An 18,790-nucleotide genomic window follows, 5' to 3' on the forward strand; every position below is an offset into this window, starting at 1 on the left:
CACGTTATATAGCTGTCGGTATAGCTTAATTAGTTGTTGGCCATTGCATTGGCGATATCCCAACACAAACGAGCCGCCAATCGAGCCGTGTGGCCGTCGACGTCGTAGTTTGGGTTGTATTCCGCAATGTCCGCGATAATGAGTTTCTCAGGGTGTTTGAAAATCTGTTCTAGGAAAGGCGCGAGCGCTTCATAGCTCACGCCTCTGGCTGCGGGTGCGCTCACGCCCGGTGCTGTTGCAGCTGGAAATACATCAAGATCGATAGTGAGATAAAGATAATCACACTCAGCGATGAATTTTTGTAACTTAACCAGTTGAGCGGTTTGATTCACTTGGGTCATGTTGCGGTCGTGTTCATACCAAACGCCAAGTTGGTCAGCTTTGTTGAACAGCGCTTTGGTATTACTGGCTGCACTAACGCCAAGACAAGCGTAATGAAATGGCCATTGATGTGTGTGGCAGTAATCATTGATCTGGTTAAAAGGCGTACCTGAGCTGGGCTTAATGTCAGCGATGTCGCTTTCGAATTCACGAAGATCAAAGTGAGCATCAAAGTTAACGATGCCTATCTTAGGTTTTTGTACCGACTGATCTTTGTGAAGGCGTTCCGCTTTATGTCGTTGTTCCGTTTGATGTAAATGCTCAGCGAGGCCTTGGAAAGACGCCCAAGCCACTTCGTGACCGCCGCCAAGGGTAATCACTTTGTTTGTTGATAACGCATTGGCAATCACAGAAGCGCATTGTTTTTGGCTGACTTCAAGTTGGCCATCATTGCACTCGATATCACCAAGATCCGCGATGTACACGTCACTGTGCCAAGCCATATTAGCCAGAGCTTGGCGAATCAGGTTAGGTGCTTGTTTCGCGCCTACTCGACCTTTGTTTCTTGCAACGCCCGCATCGCTGGCAAAGCCAACTAAGGCGATAGTATTCTTAGTCGGTTCGTTACTTAAATCACTATTTTGGATTTGGCTAGTGATGTGGTGAACACGCGTACCCATTGCACCATCTTCGAGATCATTACGTCCCGCCCACTCAAAGTTATGTACGGTTGTTGCGTTATCTTGGGTGTTGTTAGACTTAGATTGAGTCATGACATACCTCGCCATTAACAATGCGTTTATGCAGGTGAGGAACACCGACTTGATAACTAAGGTCGGCAGGGTGCTCGATATTCCAGATAGCCAAATCAGCAGCGTAACCCACTTCAATTTTGCCTCTGTTTTTTGACTTGCCAATGGCAGCGGCAGCATTGCAAGTCACACCGCGCAGTGCCTCTTCAGGCGTTGTACCAAATAATGTACAGCTCATATTCATCATTAGTGTTAGGTCGGCAAAAGGGGAAGTGCCGGGGTTTAAGTCGGTAGCAATCGCCATAGGGATATTATGTTTACGTAGTAATGCAATTGGCGGCTGTTGGGTTTCTTTCAAGAAATAAAAAGCACCAGGTAGTAACGTCGCAGCAGTGCCTGATTCCGCTAGCGCTTTTACTCCGGCTTCATCAAGGTACTCAACATGGTCAACAGAGAGTGCGCCGTATTTTGCTGCAAGCGCACTGCCTCCCATATTCGAAAGTTGTTCAGTGTGGCCTTTAATCGCTAGCCCATGTTGTTTGGCTGCTGCAAAGACACGTTCGGTTTGTTCTAGATTGAAGCCGATAGATTCGCAGAACACATCAACCGCATCGGCTAACCCTTGTTCTGCGGCTTTAGGAATGATCTCTTCGCAAACCAGATCGATATAACTATCCGGTTTTTCTTTATATTCGGGCGGCACAGCATGTGCTGCAAGGAGAGTGGTGGTGATCTTAATACGGCGATGATTTTCTAACGCTTTAGCTGCGCGTAACATTTTGAGTTCATCATCAAGCGTTAAACCATAGCCCGATTTTACTTCGATGCTGGTTACGCCACTTCTTAGGAGGCCATCGAGTCTAGGTAGCGCCATTTCAACCAGTTCAGACTCTTGTGCTGCGCGTGTTGCAGTGACTGTCGCTAGAATACCGCCGCCTTGCTTAGCGATGTCGGTGTAAGATACACCATTCAAACGTTGTTCAAACTCGTTGGCACGATTGCCCGCAAATACCAGGTGAGTGTGGCAATCAATTAGCCCTGGGGTGACTAACTTATTTTTGCAGTCATAGGTGGCGTAATCCAAAGAACTATCAACACTGACTTGTTGTAACTCAGAAGTAAGTACGCCTTGGTTTGAACAAGAGATGGACACTATCTTGCCGCTTTCGATAACGATATCTTGAGGGAAAGAGGGTTGATAACCATCGGTTCCCGAGCTCATGGAGACCACTCGTGCGTTTTTGAGGATTAAATTCATAATCACCTAGATCTTTGCTAAACATTAAATGTATATACAAATAAATAATCTAAACGTTTACTTGAATCAAGTTTATGTTGCAAAAATGTGATCAGAGTTCAGGGCGATGTTCTTTTAATCTAGAATTATCTTGGAGCTTAATTTGTACTTAGAACCAGGATGGTAGAGCAATGCAAAGCTGATTAGACGCTCTTTGCTCCATGTTCTTCGATTCAAAAGAAGGCAAGGTTCTGATTCTAGAAGTTTGAGAGAAGCTCTAATTTTTGAGTCTGGAATAATGGCTTCAACAGTATGCTCAATAGCACTCAATGGGCAACTTTTTGAAAGGTATTCATTAGGTGTTGATGCCGAAAAATCTTGTTCAAGGTATTTCGGTGCGGCTAGAGAGTTAACCCATCGAGCCTCTAGCTGAATTGGTGTTCCATCTGCAAAATGTATGATTTCACTATAAAAAACTTCTTCGTGAATCATTACACCTAACCGTGTGGCGGTGCTTTCATCGGCCTTGCTGCTTTCGTGTTTGATGACTTTGCTTGTATACGTTTGGCCTCGGTCTTTGATCTCTTGCGCGATGTTATTGATATCAAGCAAGGGAGATTGGGCTTTTTCATTCGGCTCACAAACAAAAGTTCCCAGCCTTGGTTTTCTGACTAATTTCCCTTCAGAAACGAGGTCTCGAATGGCTTTATTAACTGTCATTCTACTCACATTAAACTGTTCTGTGAGTTCAAGTTCGGTGGTGATCTGATAACCAACTGGCCAATAACCACTAGTGATTTTCTCGTCTATGAATTGTTTTATTTGCAGGTAGAGCGGTGCTTTTGACATAATGAAACCTTATTTGACTATACAAATAGAGTAGCGAATTTCTTAGTGATTTCAACATTTCCTTGGACTATGTGATGCTACTCGACATAGATAGTGCAAATTACTTGATTCTATGAGGTAAGTGTCGCAAATTGTCGCGCAATAATTATTAGAAAATCAAATGATTAAAAAAGGAAATAATATGTTTAAGAAATTAAAGGCCTCGTTGGGCATCGGTGCAGCAAAGGTTGATACCGTCTTAGATAATATTGACGTTTTCCAAGGTGGCGAGTTGTCTGGCAATGTTCACATCATTGGTGGCGACGTTGAGCAACAAATCGACCGGATCAACTTGGTTCTTAACACAGAAGTAAAAGTCGAAACGGAAGATAGCACCAGTTACGAAACCTTTACTCTGAGTCGTATTCAAGCTGTAGAGCCTTTCGTTATTCAACCGGGTGAAACCAAACTGGTCCCATTCCGCCTCAAGTTAAATGATGAAACGCCACTCACCGTGTTGAATGCACAAATGAACCAATGCCATGTGTGGGTTGAAACCAACCTAGATATAGGCTTCGCGATTGACCCTAAAGACCGTGATTTTATCTCCGTTCATCCACTGCCAACAGTCGCTAAAATCATCCAAGGCGTGGAAGCATCGGGTATGGCCATGGTGAAAGCAGACGTAGAGAAGGGCTTCTTACAAGGCAACAGCTTTGCTTCTCGTTCGGGCTGTTACCAAGAGATTGAATTTCGCAGCGGCGGTTTCATGAACAACAAAGAGATCGAGCTGTCATTCATCGTTGAAGGTTCAATGGTTCACTGCCTAGCAGAAGTCGACCGATCAATGAGCTTCCGTGGCGACCAATACATCTCATTCAGTTTGCCAGCTAACGCCGCTGATTCAGACATTCGCAATGCGGTTTCAAGAATCATGAGTGCGTAGTTGCCAACAGCGCCAACAATATTAAGCCGAACGAACTCGTTCGGCTTTTTTGATGCTGCTGTCTCGACCTGAAATGTGTTTACCACTGGTGACGATAAGCTAATTGAAAAGCAACATCGGTGGAATTATCCATGTTGAAGATGTTTTCGATAATGGATATCTCGATAGCTGAACGTTGCATGAGATAGCGATATCCAAGCATCATTTCATTCGCGGCTTCTGAAAATTCAGTTTCACCGTCTTCTGCGCCTTCATACCATCGGTATTCAAGGTGTAACTCATGCTTTTCAAATAGTGTGAGCTGATAGCCGCCCATCCATGACCATGTTCTCTTTTTATGTGAAAAACTATTTTCGACCTCTCGACTGGACTGATTGGTAAACCCTAAGCTTGTATAAAAGGTATTGATGTCGAGTTGGTATGAATAGTTGAATTGTGCACTTTGCTCGGTGCTGCTTCCTTCGAAGGCGCCGTGGCTGACATTGTTGTGATATAGGGATACACCAAAGGATAAGCCGTGGTTTTCAAGGTCTATGATTTGGTATTGAGTGTAGAGAGTGAAAGCGTTGGTTAGCGTGTCGCCGGAGAAGTCACGAATATTGATGTCGTGGGCTGGTGCATAGATGTCGAATTGGTGTCGCTCTTTTTGGTCGCGCCCTGCTTGGTCGATGTTAAATAGGTCATGAAAATTGATGGTGATTTTGTCGAGGTGATTATTGGCTGCATAAAGCCAACGGTAATTTAATTCTACTTGCCACCTTGTGGTTAATTGCCACCGCAGTCCTGTCTGAAGTTGGTTTTGATAATAGTCGAAGTGATAGTCGGGGGAGTGGGCCCAGATGCTCGCGGCAGTTAAGGCAGTAAACACTTCAAGCTTATTCTCTTCGAGTGGGAAGCCAGAACGAAGTGTTGGAGTGAGGCGCACGGACTGCAATGGTGCTTGGGTATAACTGATTAAGGGGCCGTAATCCTTGTTGGCCCATACCGTTGCTGGTGCAGTAACTGCTATGGCTATTGTTAACAGTAAACGAGGTGTGAGTGATATAAAAGTAGCTAGCTTCTCCATATGCGCCTCATCTGTATCTAGTTGCTTTATAGAGCTTAGTTCTAAATGACTAATTTGTAAGAGTTGAGTCGAAATAGGTAAGTTAAAACAGTTCGATTCGAAAGGTGGTTCAAGGAATGGGAAGTCACTTTTTGGCATAACGACGTCAATAGGAGAGTCGGGAGTTTCCCTCCATCATTGTCATTTCATATTATTTCGTTAAAATGCTCGGATACGTACAAATGGGGCATCTGTATTTGCTTCTATGTGGGTATCTTTATTATGCATATATCTACGATCAACATACTCGTTGATTGAAAAACATATATTAAACATTTTCATGTGTTGCTTGGTGTGCAACACCACTGTAAAGGACAAATAATGCCAATTATTACTCTTCCTGACGGTAGTCAGCGTCAATTTGACAACCCTGTATCAACTCTAGATGTTGCCCTATCAATCGGTCCTGGTCTTGCGAAAGCAACCATTGCTGGTCGTGTAGACGGCGAGCGTGTCGATGCTTGTGATCTTATCGAAAATGATGCAAGCCTAGAAATCATCACAGCTAAAGATGAAGTCGATGGCCTTGAAATCGTTCGTCACTCTTGTGCTCACCTTTTAGGTCACGCGGTTAAGCAGCTTTTTCCAGAAGCGAAAATGGCGATCGGTCCTACTATCGATAACGGTTTCTACTACGATATCGACCTTGAGCACTCTCTAACGCAAGAAGATCTAGAAAAGATTGAAAAGCGTATGAAAGAGCTAGCGAAGACCAAGTATCAGGTTGTTAAGAAGAAAGTTAGCTGGCAGGAAGCGCGTGACGCATTCGAAGCTCGCGGCGAGACTTACAAAATTGAAATCTTGGACGAGAACGTTTCTAAAGACGACCGTCCTGGCCTGTACCATCACGAAGAATACATCGATATGTGTCGTGGCCCACACGTACCTAACATGAGCTTCTGCCAGCATTTCACGCTACTTAATGTAGCAGGTGCATACTGGCGTGGTAACAGTGATAACAAGATGCTTCAGCGTATCTACGGCACTGCATTCCAAGACAAGAAGGCACTTAAAGCTCACCTTGTGCGCCTAGAAGAAGCGGCTAAACGTGACCACCGTAAAATCGGTAAAGCGCTTGACCTATTCCACATGCAGCAAGAAGCACCAGGCATGGTGTTTTGGCATCACAACGGTTGGACTATCTTCCGTGAGCTAGAAGTATTTATTCGTCAGAAACTGACTGAGTATGATTACCAAGAAGTAAAAGGCCCATTAATGATGGACCGTGTTCTTTGGGAACGCTCTGGTCACTGGGATAAGTACGCCGACGCGATGTTCACAACTTCTTCAGAGAACCGTGAATACGCTATTAAGCCAATGAACTGTCCTGGTCACGTTCAAATCTTCAACCAAGGTTTGAAATCTTACCGTGATTTACCACTACGTATGGCTGAGTTCGGCTCATGTCACCGTAACGAGCCGTCTGGCGCACTTCACGGCATCATGCGTGTTCGTGGCTTCACTCAAGATGATGCTCACGTATTCTGTACTGAAGACCAAGTTCAACAAGAAGTTAAAGCTTGTATTGAAATGGTTTACGATACTTATACAACTTTCGGTTTCGAAAACATTGTTGTTAAGCTATCTACTCGTCCAGAACAGCGTGTCGGTTCAGACGAAATGTGGGACCGTGCAGAGGCTGATCTTAAGCAAGCGCTAGAGTCAATGGAGATTGCATACGAGATTCAAGAAGGCGAGGGTGCGTTCTACGGACCTAAGATTGAATTTACTTTGCATGATTGTTTGGACCGTGCATGGCAATGTGGTACAGTGCAGCTCGATTTTGCATTACCAGAACGTTTAGGTGCTACTTACGTAGGTGAAGATAACGAGCGTCACACGCCTGTTATGATCCACCGCGCGATTTTAGGTTCACTAGAACGCTTCATTGGTATTCTTATTGAAGAATACGCTGGCTTCTTCCCTACGTGGTTGGCGCCAGAACAAGCAGTTGTAATGGGTATTACAGACAAACAGTCTGAATATGTACAAGAAATTACGAAAAAACTGCAAAAAAGTGGATTTAGAGTCAAAGCAGACTTGAGAAATGAGAAGATTGGCTTTAAAATCCGCGAACATACTTTGAAACGTGTACCGTTCATGCTTGTGTGTGGTGACCAAGAAATGGAAGCCGGCGAAATTGCAGTACGTACACGTAAAGGTAAGGACCTTGGCAAGTTTAAAGTGGATGACTTTATTTCATACATCCAAGCCGAAGTTTCAAGCCGTAAGCTCAATCTGGAGGAATAGCTATTAAAGGCGGAAGACGTGGCCAACAACCGGCCAAACAAAACCAGCACCGTTTAAACGGTGACATTCGTGGCGTTCGTGAAGTGCGTCTAACTGGCGCAGACGGCGAAGCTGTTGGTGTAGTAACAATCGCAGAAGCGATGGAAGCTGCAAATGAAGCTGGTATGGATCTTGTGGAGATTAGCCCTAACGCCGAGCCGCCAGTTTGTCGTGTGATGGACTACGGTAAGTTCCTCTTCGAGAAGAGCAAAGCTGCGAAAGAGCAGAAGAAAAAGCAAAAGCAGGTTCAGATCAAGGAAATTAAATTCCGACCTGGAACTGATATTGGAGACTATCAGGTAAAACTACGCAACCTGACTGGTTTCCTAGAAGACGGCAACAAAGTGAAGGTAACAATTCGCTTCCGTGGCCGCGAAATGGCTCACCAAGAAATCGGTGTTGACGTTCTTAATCGTTTGAAAGTAGATACTGAAGAATTTGCAGTTGTCGAATCTTTTCCAACGAGAATTGAAGGTCGCCAGATGATCATGGTGTTGGCCCCTAAAAAGAAGTAATTAACGGCTTTGCAAGTAATTAAACCCTGCAGCCTCAGGTTGCGGGGTTTTATTCGCCCTAATTACTATGTTATTAACAACTCAACAATGCGGAGTTATTCATCATGCCTAAGATGAAAACCAACAAAGGTGCTGCTAAGCGTTTCCAGAAAACTGCTGGTGGTATTAAGTTTAAGCACGCTGGTAAACGTCACATCCTGACTAAGCGTACTACTAAGAACAAGCGTCAGCTACGTCCGAACTCGGTTCTTCCTAAATGTGAAGTTGCTCAAGTTCTACGTATGATGCCATACGCTTAATTCTTTTTAGTTTATAAATTCGTTTAGTTTAGGAGAAGCATAATGCCTCGCGTAAAACGTGGTGTACAAGCTCGTGCACGTCATAAGAAAGTTCTAAAACAAGCTAAAGGTTACTACGGAGCACGTTCACGTGTTTACCGCGTAGCTTTCCAAGCAGTTACCAAAGCTGGTCAATACGCTTACCGTGACCGTCGCAACAAGAAACGTCAATTCCGTCAACTTTGGATTGCACGTATCAACGCGGCATCTCGTCAAAATGGTCTATCTTACAGCCGTTTCATCAACGGTCTTAAGAAAGCATCTATCGAGATCGATCGTAAGATTCTTGCCGACATCGCAGTATTCGACAAAGCAGCATTTGCTGTTCTAGTTGAAAAAGCGAAAGCATCTCTATAATTTAGAGTTAGCTTAAAGGTTTAAGAAAAGGAGAACTTCGGTTCTCCTTTTTTATTGCCTGCTATTTAGCTCTGCCATATTCTCTCGCATCTCGCATCTCGCATCTCGCATCTCGCATCTAATTTTTGTTCGCTTGAACAAGCATTCTGGTATATAAACATCTACCTAACCTTTAAATGTTAAGCGACCGAGATAAATGACCGCACCTACCACTATGACGTTCTTCGAACGTTTTGAAACCGATATCCTTTCAGGCAAAAAGACGATTACTATTCGTGATGAATCTGAGCGTGACTACCAGCCGGGTAGCGTTGTGGAAGTATCAACGCTAGAGCAAGGACGTGTGTTCTGTAATCTTAAAATCATCAGCGTTGAGCCAATTTTGTTTGATGAACTGGGCGAGTTCCATGCTCAGCAAGAGAACATGACGTTAGACGTTCTGAAGGGTGTGATTCAAGACATCTACCCTGGGATCTCTGAGCTTTATGTTGTTTCTTATGAGTTAGTAGATTAAAGCCTTATTGGGTTCATCAATATGTTAAAAAAAAAGCTAACGACAAACGTTAGCTTTTTCATTTCTATCGAAACTTGATTGAGCGCTTAAGCTTAGTAGCACTTATGCGTGATAGTTTTTGAGTTTCTTATACAGCTCTGAATTGATATCGTTTGCTGCACAAACCGTCAGTAGGTCTTCAATAAAGTAATTTAGAGCGCGAGCTTCGATGCACCTAATGCCTTGTTGCTGCTCTTCAGTCAGGTAGCCGTAGATAGTTGCTGCTCCAAAATCACCAAAGATCATTTGGCCTTGTTCATTGACTAAGGTGTTGTGCGCATACAAGTCACCGTGGCAAACCTTGTTATCATGCAGGTGATTAAATACATCAACCATCTGGGTTACGATGTTGTCGATTTGCGCGATCGGGAGTTCGAAACCTTCGTTGAACGTATCGCGAGTACAACTTTCAAGAGTAGGGGGCAAGCCTAGGTTGTAATAGCTGCTTGGGATAAGCTCCATCACCAACGCTAGGTAGTCTGACTCGTCGACTTGAGCGATAGACTTCACTAGGTTGCTATGGTGACCTGCTTGTAGACACGCTTCCAGTTCATCATGTGGGTAGCCGTCACTTGTCACTTCGCCTTTAAAAACTTTAACCGCCACTTCCTGAGGGAAATCAAAATCACTGTTTAACCAGTTTGCGTGAGAAATCACGCCTGAAGCGCCTTGGCCCAGCACTTGATTCAATGAGTAACATTGAGAACTCACAGCTGGCACGCTATCTAAGCTGCTAGGGTGTTTACAAAATGGGTTGCCCGCAAAGGCTAACCAAGCCAGCTTTGGTAGCTTAATAAGGAACTCTGGGAATTCAGTCAGTTGGTTTGCAGACAGGCGAACCAATTCGAGGTTGGATAGCTTTTCCATACTCTCAGGTAAAGCGCGAAGTTGGTTGCCTGCGAGTGCCAGCTTTTGCAGTCGTGGTCTTTCACCTAGTGAGTTAGGCAGAACTTCGATTGCATTATCCGTCAGAATTAACCAGCGTAATTGAGCGGGTAGAGACTCTTCACTCACGGTTTTGATTTGGTTGGTCTTAAAGCCAACCATTTCAAGCTTAGGAAGGGAACCAAGAACATCAGGAAGGTGCGTAAATAGGTTATTCGACGCAAAGATAATACGCAAGTTGGTCAGCTGTGTTAACTCTTGTGGGAGATCCGATAACTGATTCCCTGAAAGATCCAGAATCTCTAGCGAATCGGCAAGTTCCAAGATCTCTAGTGGGAACTCGATGAGATCTTCTGACAGTTTTAAGCGCTTAGTTCCTTTTAGTTGCCCTGATTTTAATTGTTCTAGAGTATGCAAACCTTAGCCTTATGAGTAGATGTTCGAGGCGCGTAGTGTACTTGTCTCAAGTGAGAAAGGCGAGCACCGGAACGATGCTCGCCTAACTAAGCTCAGTGAACGAATTGACGAAGCTTAAAGCTGTATGTGATTCTGACTTACGCCGACCTCCTCAACAAAATCAGCATCATGACTGACTAGGATAAACGCGCCTTGGTATTCACGTAAAGCCGACGCCAGTATTTGCTTTGAGTCGATGTCCAAGTGATTGTCTGGCTCATCGAGCAGCAGTAATGGCGAATCTTGCTTATGGCTGACAATCAACATCGCCAGTTTCATTTTCTCTCCACCACTTAGGTGAGCTACTTTGCGGTAGACGGAGTCTCGCCTAAATCCAATGCCAGCTAACAAGGTTCGTGCCTCACTCTCTGTCATGCCACAGCTATGTGTCATCAGGCTATCGAACATGGTGTCGTTGGTGTCCAACAGTCCAAAGTGTTGATCCAAGTATACTGTGGTTCCTAAGCGTTTAATGGAGCCTGTATAGTTCGAGTGTTGCCCATGAATGGCCTTTAACAGCGTCGACTTCCCACAGCCGTTTGCGCCGGTTAGATAACACCGTTCACCTTGTGACATAGAGAACGTGATAGGAGCACTAGAACCAAAACTCAGGTGGCAACCTTCAACGGTTAATAGCGAGTTCTTTTTACTGTTATTGCCCTGTTGCAGATATAAGGCCTGCGGTTTCAGTTGCTCCTTTTGTTCTTTTAGAGATTGAAGCTTATGTTGGTTTTGATCCTTTAAGTTCTTTTGGCTAGTGGTTGACGCCCCTTGAGTTCGTCCTGCTTTATCTTTCATCGCATCCAATAATATCTTGGGTTGGCTGCCTGATTTTCTGAGTCGATTACCTTGGGACTCACGTTGCTGCGCTTTTTCCTTAGTGGCCTGAGCTTGGCGTTCCAGTCGTTTATTTTCAGATTGGTGATGCGCAATCTGCTTGTCCAATGCTTCACTTTGGCTCGACATTTGTTTGAAGTAATCATCGTAGTTTCCTTTGTAGAAACGTAATCCCAAACTGTTGAGATGGTAGATTCCTTCCATGTGTCTCAATAAGCTTCGGTCGTGACTGACTACAAGTACTTTTCCTTCAAATTGTTGGCACTGCTTTAGTAACCAATTTCGCCCGTCGCCATCTAAATGGTTGGAAGGTTCATCGAGAATTAATATGTCGTGATTCGATGTAAATAAGAGATGAAGTTGCAAGAGGGCAAGTTGGCCACCACTTAATGTGTTGCACGGTGTGGTTAACTCACAGGTTATTTTCAATGTAGCTAAAAGTTGTTGAGTGCTTTCTTGTAAACCCCAATCGTCACCAACGATATTGAAGTGCTCAAGTTCGCAACTACCTTGCTCGATGGCTTGCAAGGCATTGAGCTTTTCAGTGATATCTAAGAAGTCAGCAATGTTGATTTCGCTATCTAAAAGCTCTGAAGGTAATTGCGAGTAAAAGCCGATCGAGCCTTGCCTAGAAACACTGCCTGATGTCGGTTGTGTTTGCCCGGTGAGTAACGAAAGTAACAGTGACTTTCCAACCCCATTTCTTCCAACTAGGCCTGTCAGGCGCGTGTTCAAATTAAAGGTGATGTCTTTGAATAACCACTCACCAGTATCGAGCTGAAATGAGAGATTATTGACTAATATAGTAGGCATAAGAATACGTCCCTTTACGTGTAAACGAGTAAAAGGGGTGAGGCGCTTTTTCTATATATAACACTACACAGAATTCTATATATAGATCGCCAAAGACGTTACTTAGGTAGCGTACCAATCAAAGATAGGAAATAAGGTGTTGATGTAATTTCTGTCTTTGAAGTGCTGATCTTAAAGATGGTTGTTTGTCATAAGACGGATCTTTAAGAGCTTGATTTGTCGCGAAAATAGATGACGAAGTAACGCCCACTAACCCCGAGTGTCCAAATGATTTTTATAAAAATAAATCGGATGTCAGGATGTTAGTACTTCATTATGGCGTTATTCTCTTTTGAAATGATGGTGGGATGGTACTGAAAGAACGTACTCTGAGTCAATATGATGAAGTGATTAAATTATGTTCAAATCATTAAAGCGCCTATGTGGCGCTTTAGTGATCATTATTGGAAATAAGTTGAGTCAAGAACTTAAGAACTTAAGAACTTTGGGCTTAGAGCCTTAGGCTTAAAGCTAAAGTTACTTGGTTTGCCCACCAACGGCTCGCCAACACATATCAAAGCTATCATTGATGTACTTCGATGTTTGCTCTGGTGGAGATTCGTTTTGCTCAATAAGCCAGTTTGCACAAATCAGAAAGTGGCTATGGATAAAGTGCCTTACAAGGTTAATGTCTAACGCCATCAATTCACTATCTTCTTGCCCTTTCAAAATGATCTCGTCTAGCGATGCGAACATCTGTGAAACAATCACTTCTCTAGTTTGAGTTGTTGGGTCGAAATGAACATTGGTGAAGAACTTCATCGCAACCGGGTTCTCTAATGCCCACTCAATCCCTGTGAACCACATGAACTTAAAGGCTTGGTAGCGATCTTCTACTGCCACATCAGTGTGCGGTTGAAGGGTCGAGAATAGCTCTAGCTTCAGCTCGCGAAAAAGCTCATCAATCAATAGAGATTTGTTCTCGAAGTGGTGAAACAACGTCGCTTTTGCCACGTCGGCTGTTTTCGCTATTTGTCCGGTAGATGTGCCCTCTAGCCCTTGTTGAGAGAAAAGCAGGAGCGCAGCATCTAGGATTTTTTGTCTTTTCGTGATCATCTATTGAGTACTTTGAACAGAATCTTTTTAATTGGGTTGTTGTAAGGAGGATGCATTAACTTGGTGAAGTTGATTTTTCCTCTGCTTAGAACGGTTTTGGCGTGGCTAAAGGTCTTGAAGCCTTCAATGCCGTGGTAGTGTCCCATGCCTGAAGGGCCGATGCCACCGAACGGCGCGTCTTCTGCTGCCACATGCACCAGCGAGTCGTTAATACATACACCGCCTGAGTGAGTGTCCGATAGGAATCGGTCTTGAGTCTGTTTGTCGTGACTCATTAGGTACAGCGCAAGTGGACGTTCTCTCTCTGTGATGTAGCTGATTGCCTCCTCGATAGAATCATAAGGCACGATAGGCAGAACAGGACCAAACAGCTCTTCTTGCATCGCGAGCATGTCGTCGTTTACTTCGGTGAGAAGGTGCGGCGTCATTCTGTGGTTTACATCGTCTTGCGCTTGTTCGGTGACGGTGTGAACAACTGCGCCTTTGGCTTGTGCGTCTTCAATCACACCTTTCAACCGATTGTATTGGCGCATGTTGATCACTGAGGTTAAGTCTTTGCTCTCAATGCCAGCTTTGTACAGTTTTTTGAAGTAGCGCTTGTAAGCCATGATAAATGCATCGACTTTTTCTCGTGGCAGCAAGATGTAGTCAGGTGCGACACAGATTTGACCTGCGTTTAAGCTCTTGGCAAACAGGATGCGTTCAACAGCGTCTGTGACATCGAAATCTGGGGTAATAATGGTTGGAGATTTCCCGCCTAGCTCTAGCGTAACCGGGGTTAAGTTATCAGCGGCTGCTCTCATTACGTGCTTACCCACAGAGGTCGACCCTGTGAATAGGATATGGTCAAACGGTAGCTGGCTGAATTTAGCGGAAGCATCGGCTTCACCTTCGATGATCGCCACTTGATCCTCACTGAACCCTTCGGCCAACATCGCTTTTAAAACACGGTTGGTCGCAGGAGTAAACTCAGACATCTTGAGCATCGCAGTGTTACCTGCGGCCAGCGCTGTGATGAGAGGACCCAAAGCGAGCATCACTGGGAAGTTCCAAGGAACAATAATGCCGACAACACCTACTGGCTGATAGTGAACGGTGATTTTAGCCGGGGTTAACATCAAACCTGCTTTACGGCGTGAAGGCTTCAACCACTTCTTAAGGTTCTTGTCATTGTAATTGATTTGGTGCAGAGAAGGGGCGATGTCAGCAATTAAGCTGTCGTGCTTTGCTCGGTGGCCATAATCTTCAGATACCGCTTCAATCAATTGCCCTTGGTAGCGCATTAACAAGGTTTTCAATACTGAGAGATCATTTCTTCTCTGCTCAAGCGTTGGATTAACGTTGTTGCGGTAGTGATCTTGTTGTCGGTTGAATATTTGATCCATGTCGTTGGTGCCCGACGTGTTTGGTTCAAGGTCTAGATTATCACTCATAGTATCCCCTTAAATTCGAAGACTGACCGATTGGTTGGTCAGTTGAAATTACAAGAAGATCGAATCGAATACAAGATATGCACAGGGAAAGTTTATTTCTTGTTCAGTTGCACGCTGTATGGTCGAAGGAAAAATAAAGAGAATGAACCTTAGAAGTTGGAGGGTAGCAGTAATCCATATGTTTGGAATAATAAGATACTCGCTATGTTGGTGATAGTGATAGTGATAGTGATAGTTCTGATTGAGGAGTGCTCCTATTTGTCACAATCTTGACTTAACCTAACTCATTTGGCGGAAACTATGATGTGCCATTGGCATTTTTGTATCTGAATTTCTGTGGGAGAGCGCTTTATATTTAATGTGCTTCCGCCTATATTTTATCCTAATACCTTGTGATTCCTTACGTGCTACTTTAAGTCGGATTATCGATAAAAATATGTAACCGTAACCATAAATATCAATGGTTGGACTCACTCTTGATAATATTGGTTAATGCAGCCAACAAATCGTTTTCGAACGGTTTTTGTTGGGTTATACCTCGCTATTCCAAAGAGGTATCTTCTGTCGATGGCCCTATAATGTGAGGTCTCTAGAATTGGAAAATTCGGTTAATTTGGAACGCATCCGTGCTGAGTATAATGTAAAGCATTGGAGCCAAGGTTTTTATGGAATCGATGATAATGGCGAGGTGTATGTTTCACCGAGCGAAACGAATCATCAAGTTCCGCTAAGTAAGATCGTAAAGCAGTTAGAGCAAAGAAATATTGGTTTACCTGCTCTTGTGCGTTTTCCTCAAATCGTGCATCAACGTGTGCACAATATCTGTAACGCATTTAACCAAGCGATCGACGAATATCAGTACGACAACCGTTACCTACTTGTTTATCCGATTAAAGTTAACCAGCAAAAAGAAGTGGTTGACGAGATCTTAGCGAGCCAAGCTCAATTAGAGCAAAAGCAGCTAGGCCTAGAGGCGGGCAGCAAACCTGAGCTATTAGCAGTATTGGCGCTGGCTCAAAAAGCGAGCTCGGTGATCGTGTGTAACGGTTACAAAGACCGAGAATACATCCGTCTTGCACTGATTGGCGAAAAGCTAGGACACAAGGTGTTCATCGTTTTAGAGAAGTTATCAGAGCTTGATCTTGTTCTTGCTGAAGCGAAAGCGCTTGGCGTAAAACCTCGTTTGGGTTTACGTATCCGTCTTGCTTCTCAAGGCGCGGGTAAATGGCAAGCAAGTGGTGGTGAGAAGTCGAAGTTCGGTTTGTCTGCATCACAAGTGCTTACTGTTATTGAACGCTTGAAAGTCGAAGACCAGCTAGATGTTCTAGAGCTCGTGCATTTCCACCTTGGTTCGCAAATGGCGAACATTCGTGATGTGCGAAATGGCGTGAGTGAAGCCGCGCGTTTTTACTGTGAACTACGCGATATCGGTGCTCAACTGAAGTACCTAGATGTTGGTGGCGGTTTGGCGGTCGATTACGATGGCACACGCAGCCAATCTTCAAACTCGATGAACTATAGCTTGCTTGAGTACGCTCGCAACATCGTGATGACAGTAGGGGATATCTGTAAGGTTTACAATCAGCCACAACCTGTAATTATTTCGGAATCTGGTCGTTCACTGACTGCGCACCATGCAGTACTAGTGACTAACGTGATTGGTACCGAAAGCTACTCGCCAGAAGATATGGCGGCACCAGAAGCTGACGCTCCAATGTTGCTTAACAACATGTGGAAGAACTTCTTAGAGCTAGATGCGGGCAATGATGACCGAGCGTTGATTGAGATCTACAACGATACTCAGAGTGATATCGCAGAAGCGCACAACCAATTTGCAACAGGTATGCTGAATCTGCAGCACCGTGCTTGGGCAGAGCAGATGTCTTTGCGTATTAACTACGAACTTAGCTCTCGTATGAGCACTAAGAACCGTTACCACCGTCCTATTTTGGACGAGTTGAGTGAGCGTTTAGCCGACAAGTTCTTCGTGAACTTCTCGTTGTTCCAATCGTTGCCAGATGCGTGGGGTATCGATCAGGTGTTCCCCGTGTTGCCACTGAGCGGTTTGGATAATGCGGACGAGCGACGCGCTGTAGTACTGGATATCACATGTGATTCTGACGGTACGATTGACCAGTATGTTGATGGCCAAGGTATTGAAACAACATTGCCAGTACCTGCGTGGAACCCAGATGAACCATATCTAATGGGCTTCTTCCTGGTAGGGGCGTACCAAGAAATCTTGGGTGATATGCATAACCTATTTGGTGATACCCACAGTGTTGTGGTGAATGTTGATGAAAGTGGTCAAGCGAATATCGACTACATCAACGAAGGCGATACGGTTGAAGACATGATGCGTTATGTTCACATTGATACAGATCTGATTCGCCAGAACTACAAAGATTTGGTCACGGCGAAAGTACCAGCGCAAGAGCAACAAAGTGTACTTGAAGAGTTAGAGCAAGGCTTGATGGGTTACACCTATCTTGAGGATTTTTAATGAACGATCTATTTACGAAACCAGATTACTCGCTGTATTCCAACGCCATGACGTTTATGCGTCGTCCATTGGTACAGAACCCAATTGATAACGATGCCGATGTGGTTGTGTTGGGTGCGCCGTTAGATATGGCGACGTCTGGTCGTCCGGGTGCACGTATGGGGCCTGATGCGATTCGTCGTGCTTCTGTGAACTTGGCATGGGAAGGCAAAAAATTTCCTTGGGACTTCAATGTATTTGAACATACCTCGGTGATTGATGCTGGTGATCTTGTGTTTGATTGTGGTGATGCAGAAGACCTAACTCAACGTTTAGAAGCAGCCGCTGATGCGATTCTAAACAGCGGTAAAACACTGTTAGGTTTAGGTGGTGATCACTTCATTACATTGCCTTTGCTAAGAGCATACGGCAAGAAGTACGGTGAAATGGCTCTGATTCACTTCGATGCACATACTGACACGTACAGTCAGGGCAGTCGTTACGATCACGGTACCATGTTCTACCATGCACCAAACGAAGGCCTTATCTCGCCAGAACACTCGGTGCAGATAGGCATTCGTACCGAGTATAAACAGGAAGGTCACGGCTTTAATGTCATTAATGCGATGCAAGCGAATGACATGAGCGTGGATGAGATCATTGCTCAAGTGAAAGGTATTGTTGGTGATAAGCCAGTGTACTTAACATTTGATATCGACTGTCTGGATCCTGCTTTTGCGCCGGGTACTGGTACGCCAGTGTGTGGTGGTTTGAATTCAGATAAAGTGCTGAAAATCATCCGTGGCTTACAGGGTATCAACATGATTGGTATGGATGTGGTAGAAGTTTCTCCAGCCTATGACCAAAGCGAAATTACGGCATTGGCTGGCGCGACGATTGCGCTTGAATTACTTTATGTTTGGACGGCGAATCGCCTCGCTAAATTATAATCTTTTACAGCTAACAGTATAACGCTGCATACTGATTCAAAAGTCCACCAGGTTTAACTTGGTGGGCTTTTTAGTTTGTATATGGAGGCAAAGTAGCGAACCTTTGAAAATGAATCCGTTTTTTACAATGCAATTCAATATTCCAAGAAGTGCTTAATATGCAGCTTGTTTTAGTGATTTTAGTTGTAATTGCATTGTCTTTATTCTGGGTGCTGTCTCAAGTATGGGACTTACCTTCGCTTTGTTGTAAACGCATAGCTCACCCGAATTTATACCCCATATTTGCTAATGATTTAACAACCTTATTGCTGTATATATTTATCAAACGAAGAGGTGAGATTTCAGTGTGAATTTGTTTGCACATAAATCAGCACCCTACTAACTTTTAACTATTGCTTTCTAGAGTCAGAGGAAATACCTAGATTTGTGAAAAGACGTTTCGTCGCACAGACATGGTATTTTTTATGGGGAAGGCTAGGCTTAATAGTAAGTAAACTATAAAAAAAAACAGGTGAAACGAATTTTTCTTTTCGAGTCAATTGAACATCACGATTGATTACTATTGATGAAAAGTTAGGTCTAAGTTCTATTTAATCTT

At 44.1% G+C, this 18,790-nt stretch carries 16 protein-coding genes; 8 read left to right on the top strand and 8 right to left on the bottom strand.

The annotated features are described in order from the left end of the window. Nucleotides 1-29 precede the first annotated feature (29 nt). From hutG to hutC, 3 genes are all read right to left on the bottom strand, one after another. Entirely contained in the window at nucleotides 30-1,094 is a 1,065-nt protein-coding gene (gene hutG / locus OCT63_RS06830) for a formimidoylglutamase (protein WP_269983422.1), read from the bottom strand. After that, nucleotides 1,081-2,331 carry an imidazolonepropionase gene (gene hutI, locus OCT63_RS06835; protein WP_269983423.1) on the bottom strand — a complete coding sequence of 417 codons (1,251 nt, stop codon included), beginning with the start codon at nucleotides 2,329-2,331 and terminating at the stop codon, nucleotides 1,081-1,083. The genes hutG and hutI overlap by 14 nt, the downstream gene beginning before the upstream one ends. 114 nt (nucleotides 2,332-2,445) lie before the next feature. Beyond that, complete coding sequence (gene hutC / locus OCT63_RS06840) at nucleotides 2,446-3,159, bottom strand: histidine utilization repressor (RefSeq protein ID WP_060467535.1); 714 nt, start codon at nucleotides 3,157-3,159, stop codon at nucleotides 2,446-2,448. Between the two features lie 181 nt (nucleotides 3,160-3,340). Here hutC and OCT63_RS06845 point away from each other — a divergent pair, with 181 nt between their 5' ends. Further along, nucleotides 3,341-4,084 (top strand): sporulation protein, encoded by a 744-nt coding sequence (locus OCT63_RS06845; protein WP_269983424.1) that lies wholly within the window; start codon nucleotides 3,341-3,343, stop codon nucleotides 4,082-4,084. Between the two features lie 79 nt (nucleotides 4,085-4,163). On the opposite strand, the gene OCT63_RS06850 is transcribed toward OCT63_RS06845, so the two are convergent. Beyond that, complete coding sequence (locus tag OCT63_RS06850; protein ID WP_161672135.1) at nucleotides 4,164-5,150, bottom strand: DUF3187 family protein; 987 nt, start codon at nucleotides 5,148-5,150, stop codon at nucleotides 4,164-4,166. Nucleotides 5,151-5,510: 360 nt separating this feature from the next. On the opposite strand from OCT63_RS06850, the gene thrS reads away from it, so the two are divergent. The 5 genes from thrS (at nucleotide 5,511) to yqfB (ending at nucleotide 9,202) form a co-directional block, all read left to right on the top strand. After that, nucleotides 5,511-7,439: a threonine--tRNA ligase gene (gene thrS / locus OCT63_RS06855; protein WP_161672134.1), complete on the top strand. Its 1,929-nt coding sequence runs from the start codon at nucleotides 5,511-5,513 to the stop codon at nucleotides 7,437-7,439. A 2-nt stretch (nucleotides 7,440-7,441) separates the two neighbouring features. Continuing rightward, the gene (gene infC, locus OCT63_RS06860; RefSeq protein WP_077680304.1) at nucleotides 7,442-7,993 is read left to right on the top strand and encodes a translation initiation factor IF-3; all 552 of its coding nucleotides are present in this window, start codon (nucleotides 7,442-7,444) and stop codon (nucleotides 7,991-7,993) included. Between the two features lie 104 nt (nucleotides 7,994-8,097). Next, on the top strand, nucleotides 8,098-8,292 hold the full coding sequence (gene rpmI, locus OCT63_RS06865) for a 50S ribosomal protein L35 (RefSeq protein WP_060467537.1): 195 nt from the start codon (nucleotides 8,098-8,100) through the stop codon (nucleotides 8,290-8,292). 42 nt (nucleotides 8,293-8,334) lie between these two features. Continuing rightward, nucleotides 8,335-8,688 (top strand): 50S ribosomal protein L20, encoded by a 354-nt coding sequence (rplT, locus tag OCT63_RS06870; RefSeq protein ID WP_004733517.1) that lies wholly within the window; start codon nucleotides 8,335-8,337, stop codon nucleotides 8,686-8,688. A gap of 196 nt (nucleotides 8,689-8,884) precedes the next feature. Continuing rightward, nucleotides 8,885-9,202: a N(4)-acetylcytidine aminohydrolase gene (gene yqfB / locus OCT63_RS06875; RefSeq protein ID WP_239846937.1), complete on the top strand. Its 318-nt coding sequence runs from the start codon at nucleotides 8,885-8,887 to the stop codon at nucleotides 9,200-9,202. Between the two features lie 102 nt (nucleotides 9,203-9,304). On the opposite strand, the gene OCT63_RS06880 is transcribed toward yqfB, so the two are convergent. The 4 genes from OCT63_RS06880 to OCT63_RS06895 all read right to left on the bottom strand — a co-directional run bounded on the left by OCT63_RS06880 (nucleotide 9,305) and on the right by OCT63_RS06895 (nucleotide 14,760). Further along, a complete protein-coding gene (locus OCT63_RS06880) occupies nucleotides 9,305-10,543 on the bottom strand; it encodes a leucine-rich repeat-containing protein kinase family protein (RefSeq protein WP_269983425.1) in 1,239 nt (412 codons plus the stop codon). Between the two features lie 114 nt (nucleotides 10,544-10,657). Then, nucleotides 10,658-12,232: an ABC-F family ATP-binding cassette domain-containing protein gene (locus tag OCT63_RS06885; RefSeq protein WP_269983426.1), complete on the bottom strand. Its 1,575-nt coding sequence runs from the start codon at nucleotides 12,230-12,232 to the stop codon at nucleotides 10,658-10,660. Between the two features lie 516 nt (nucleotides 12,233-12,748). Continuing rightward, nucleotides 12,749-13,327, bottom strand: coding sequence for a TetR/AcrR family transcriptional regulator (locus OCT63_RS06890; RefSeq protein ID WP_269983427.1), 579 nt, complete (start codon nucleotides 13,325-13,327; stop codon nucleotides 12,749-12,751). Next, entirely contained in the window at nucleotides 13,324-14,760 is a 1,437-nt protein-coding gene (locus OCT63_RS06895; RefSeq protein ID WP_269983428.1) for a coniferyl aldehyde dehydrogenase, read from the bottom strand. The genes OCT63_RS06890 and OCT63_RS06895 overlap by 4 nt, the downstream gene beginning before the upstream one ends. 595 nt (nucleotides 14,761-15,355) lie before the next feature. On the opposite strand from OCT63_RS06895, the gene speA reads away from it, so the two are divergent. Further along, nucleotides 15,356-17,263 carry an arginine decarboxylase gene (speA, locus tag OCT63_RS06900; protein WP_269983429.1) on the top strand — a complete coding sequence of 636 codons (1,908 nt, stop codon included), beginning with the start codon at nucleotides 15,356-15,358 and terminating at the stop codon, nucleotides 17,261-17,263. Beyond that, the gene (gene speB / locus OCT63_RS06905) at nucleotides 17,263-18,192 is read left to right on the top strand and encodes an agmatinase (protein ID WP_269983430.1); all 930 of its coding nucleotides are present in this window, start codon (nucleotides 17,263-17,265) and stop codon (nucleotides 18,190-18,192) included. The genes speA and speB overlap by 1 nt, the downstream gene beginning before the upstream one ends. Nucleotides 18,193-18,790: the final 598 nt, after the last annotated feature.

It is taken from the genome of Vibrio sp. RW (assembly GCF_027587105.1).
GTDB lineage: Bacteria > Pseudomonadota > Gammaproteobacteria > Enterobacterales > Vibrionaceae > Vibrio > Vibrio toranzoniae.

Coding starts and splice junctions, on each gene's coding strand:
- hutG (WP_269983422.1), bottom strand. CDS start 1,094: ATGACTCAATCTAAGTCTAACAACACCCAAGATAACGCAACAACCGTA.
- hutI (WP_269983423.1), bottom strand. CDS start 2,331: ATGAATTTAATCCTCAAAAACGCACGAGTGGTCTCCATGAGCTCGGGA.
- hutC (WP_060467535.1), bottom strand. CDS start 3,159: ATGTCAAAAGCACCGCTCTACCTGCAAATAAAACAATTCATAGACGAG.
- OCT63_RS06845 (WP_269983424.1), top strand. CDS start 3,341: ATGTTTAAGAAATTAAAGGCCTCGTTGGGCATCGGTGCAGCAAAGGTT.
- OCT63_RS06850 (WP_161672135.1), bottom strand. CDS start 5,150: ATGGAGAAGCTAGCTACTTTTATATCACTCACACCTCGTTTACTGTTA.
- thrS (WP_161672134.1), top strand. CDS start 5,511: ATGCCAATTATTACTCTTCCTGACGGTAGTCAGCGTCAATTTGACAAC.
- rpmI (WP_060467537.1), top strand. CDS start 8,098: ATGCCTAAGATGAAAACCAACAAAGGTGCTGCTAAGCGTTTCCAGAAA.
- rplT (WP_004733517.1), top strand. CDS start 8,335: ATGCCTCGCGTAAAACGTGGTGTACAAGCTCGTGCACGTCATAAGAAA.
- yqfB (WP_239846937.1), top strand. CDS start 8,885: ATGACCGCACCTACCACTATGACGTTCTTCGAACGTTTTGAAACCGAT.
- OCT63_RS06885 (WP_269983426.1), bottom strand. CDS start 12,232: ATGCCTACTATATTAGTCAATAATCTCTCATTTCAGCTCGATACTGGT.
- OCT63_RS06890 (WP_269983427.1), bottom strand. CDS start 13,327: ATGATCACGAAAAGACAAAAAATCCTAGATGCTGCGCTCCTGCTTTTC.
- OCT63_RS06895 (WP_269983428.1), bottom strand. CDS start 14,760: ATGAGTGATAATCTAGACCTTGAACCAAACACGTCGGGCACCAACGAC.
- speB (WP_269983430.1), top strand. CDS start 17,263: ATGAACGATCTATTTACGAAACCAGATTACTCGCTGTATTCCAACGCC.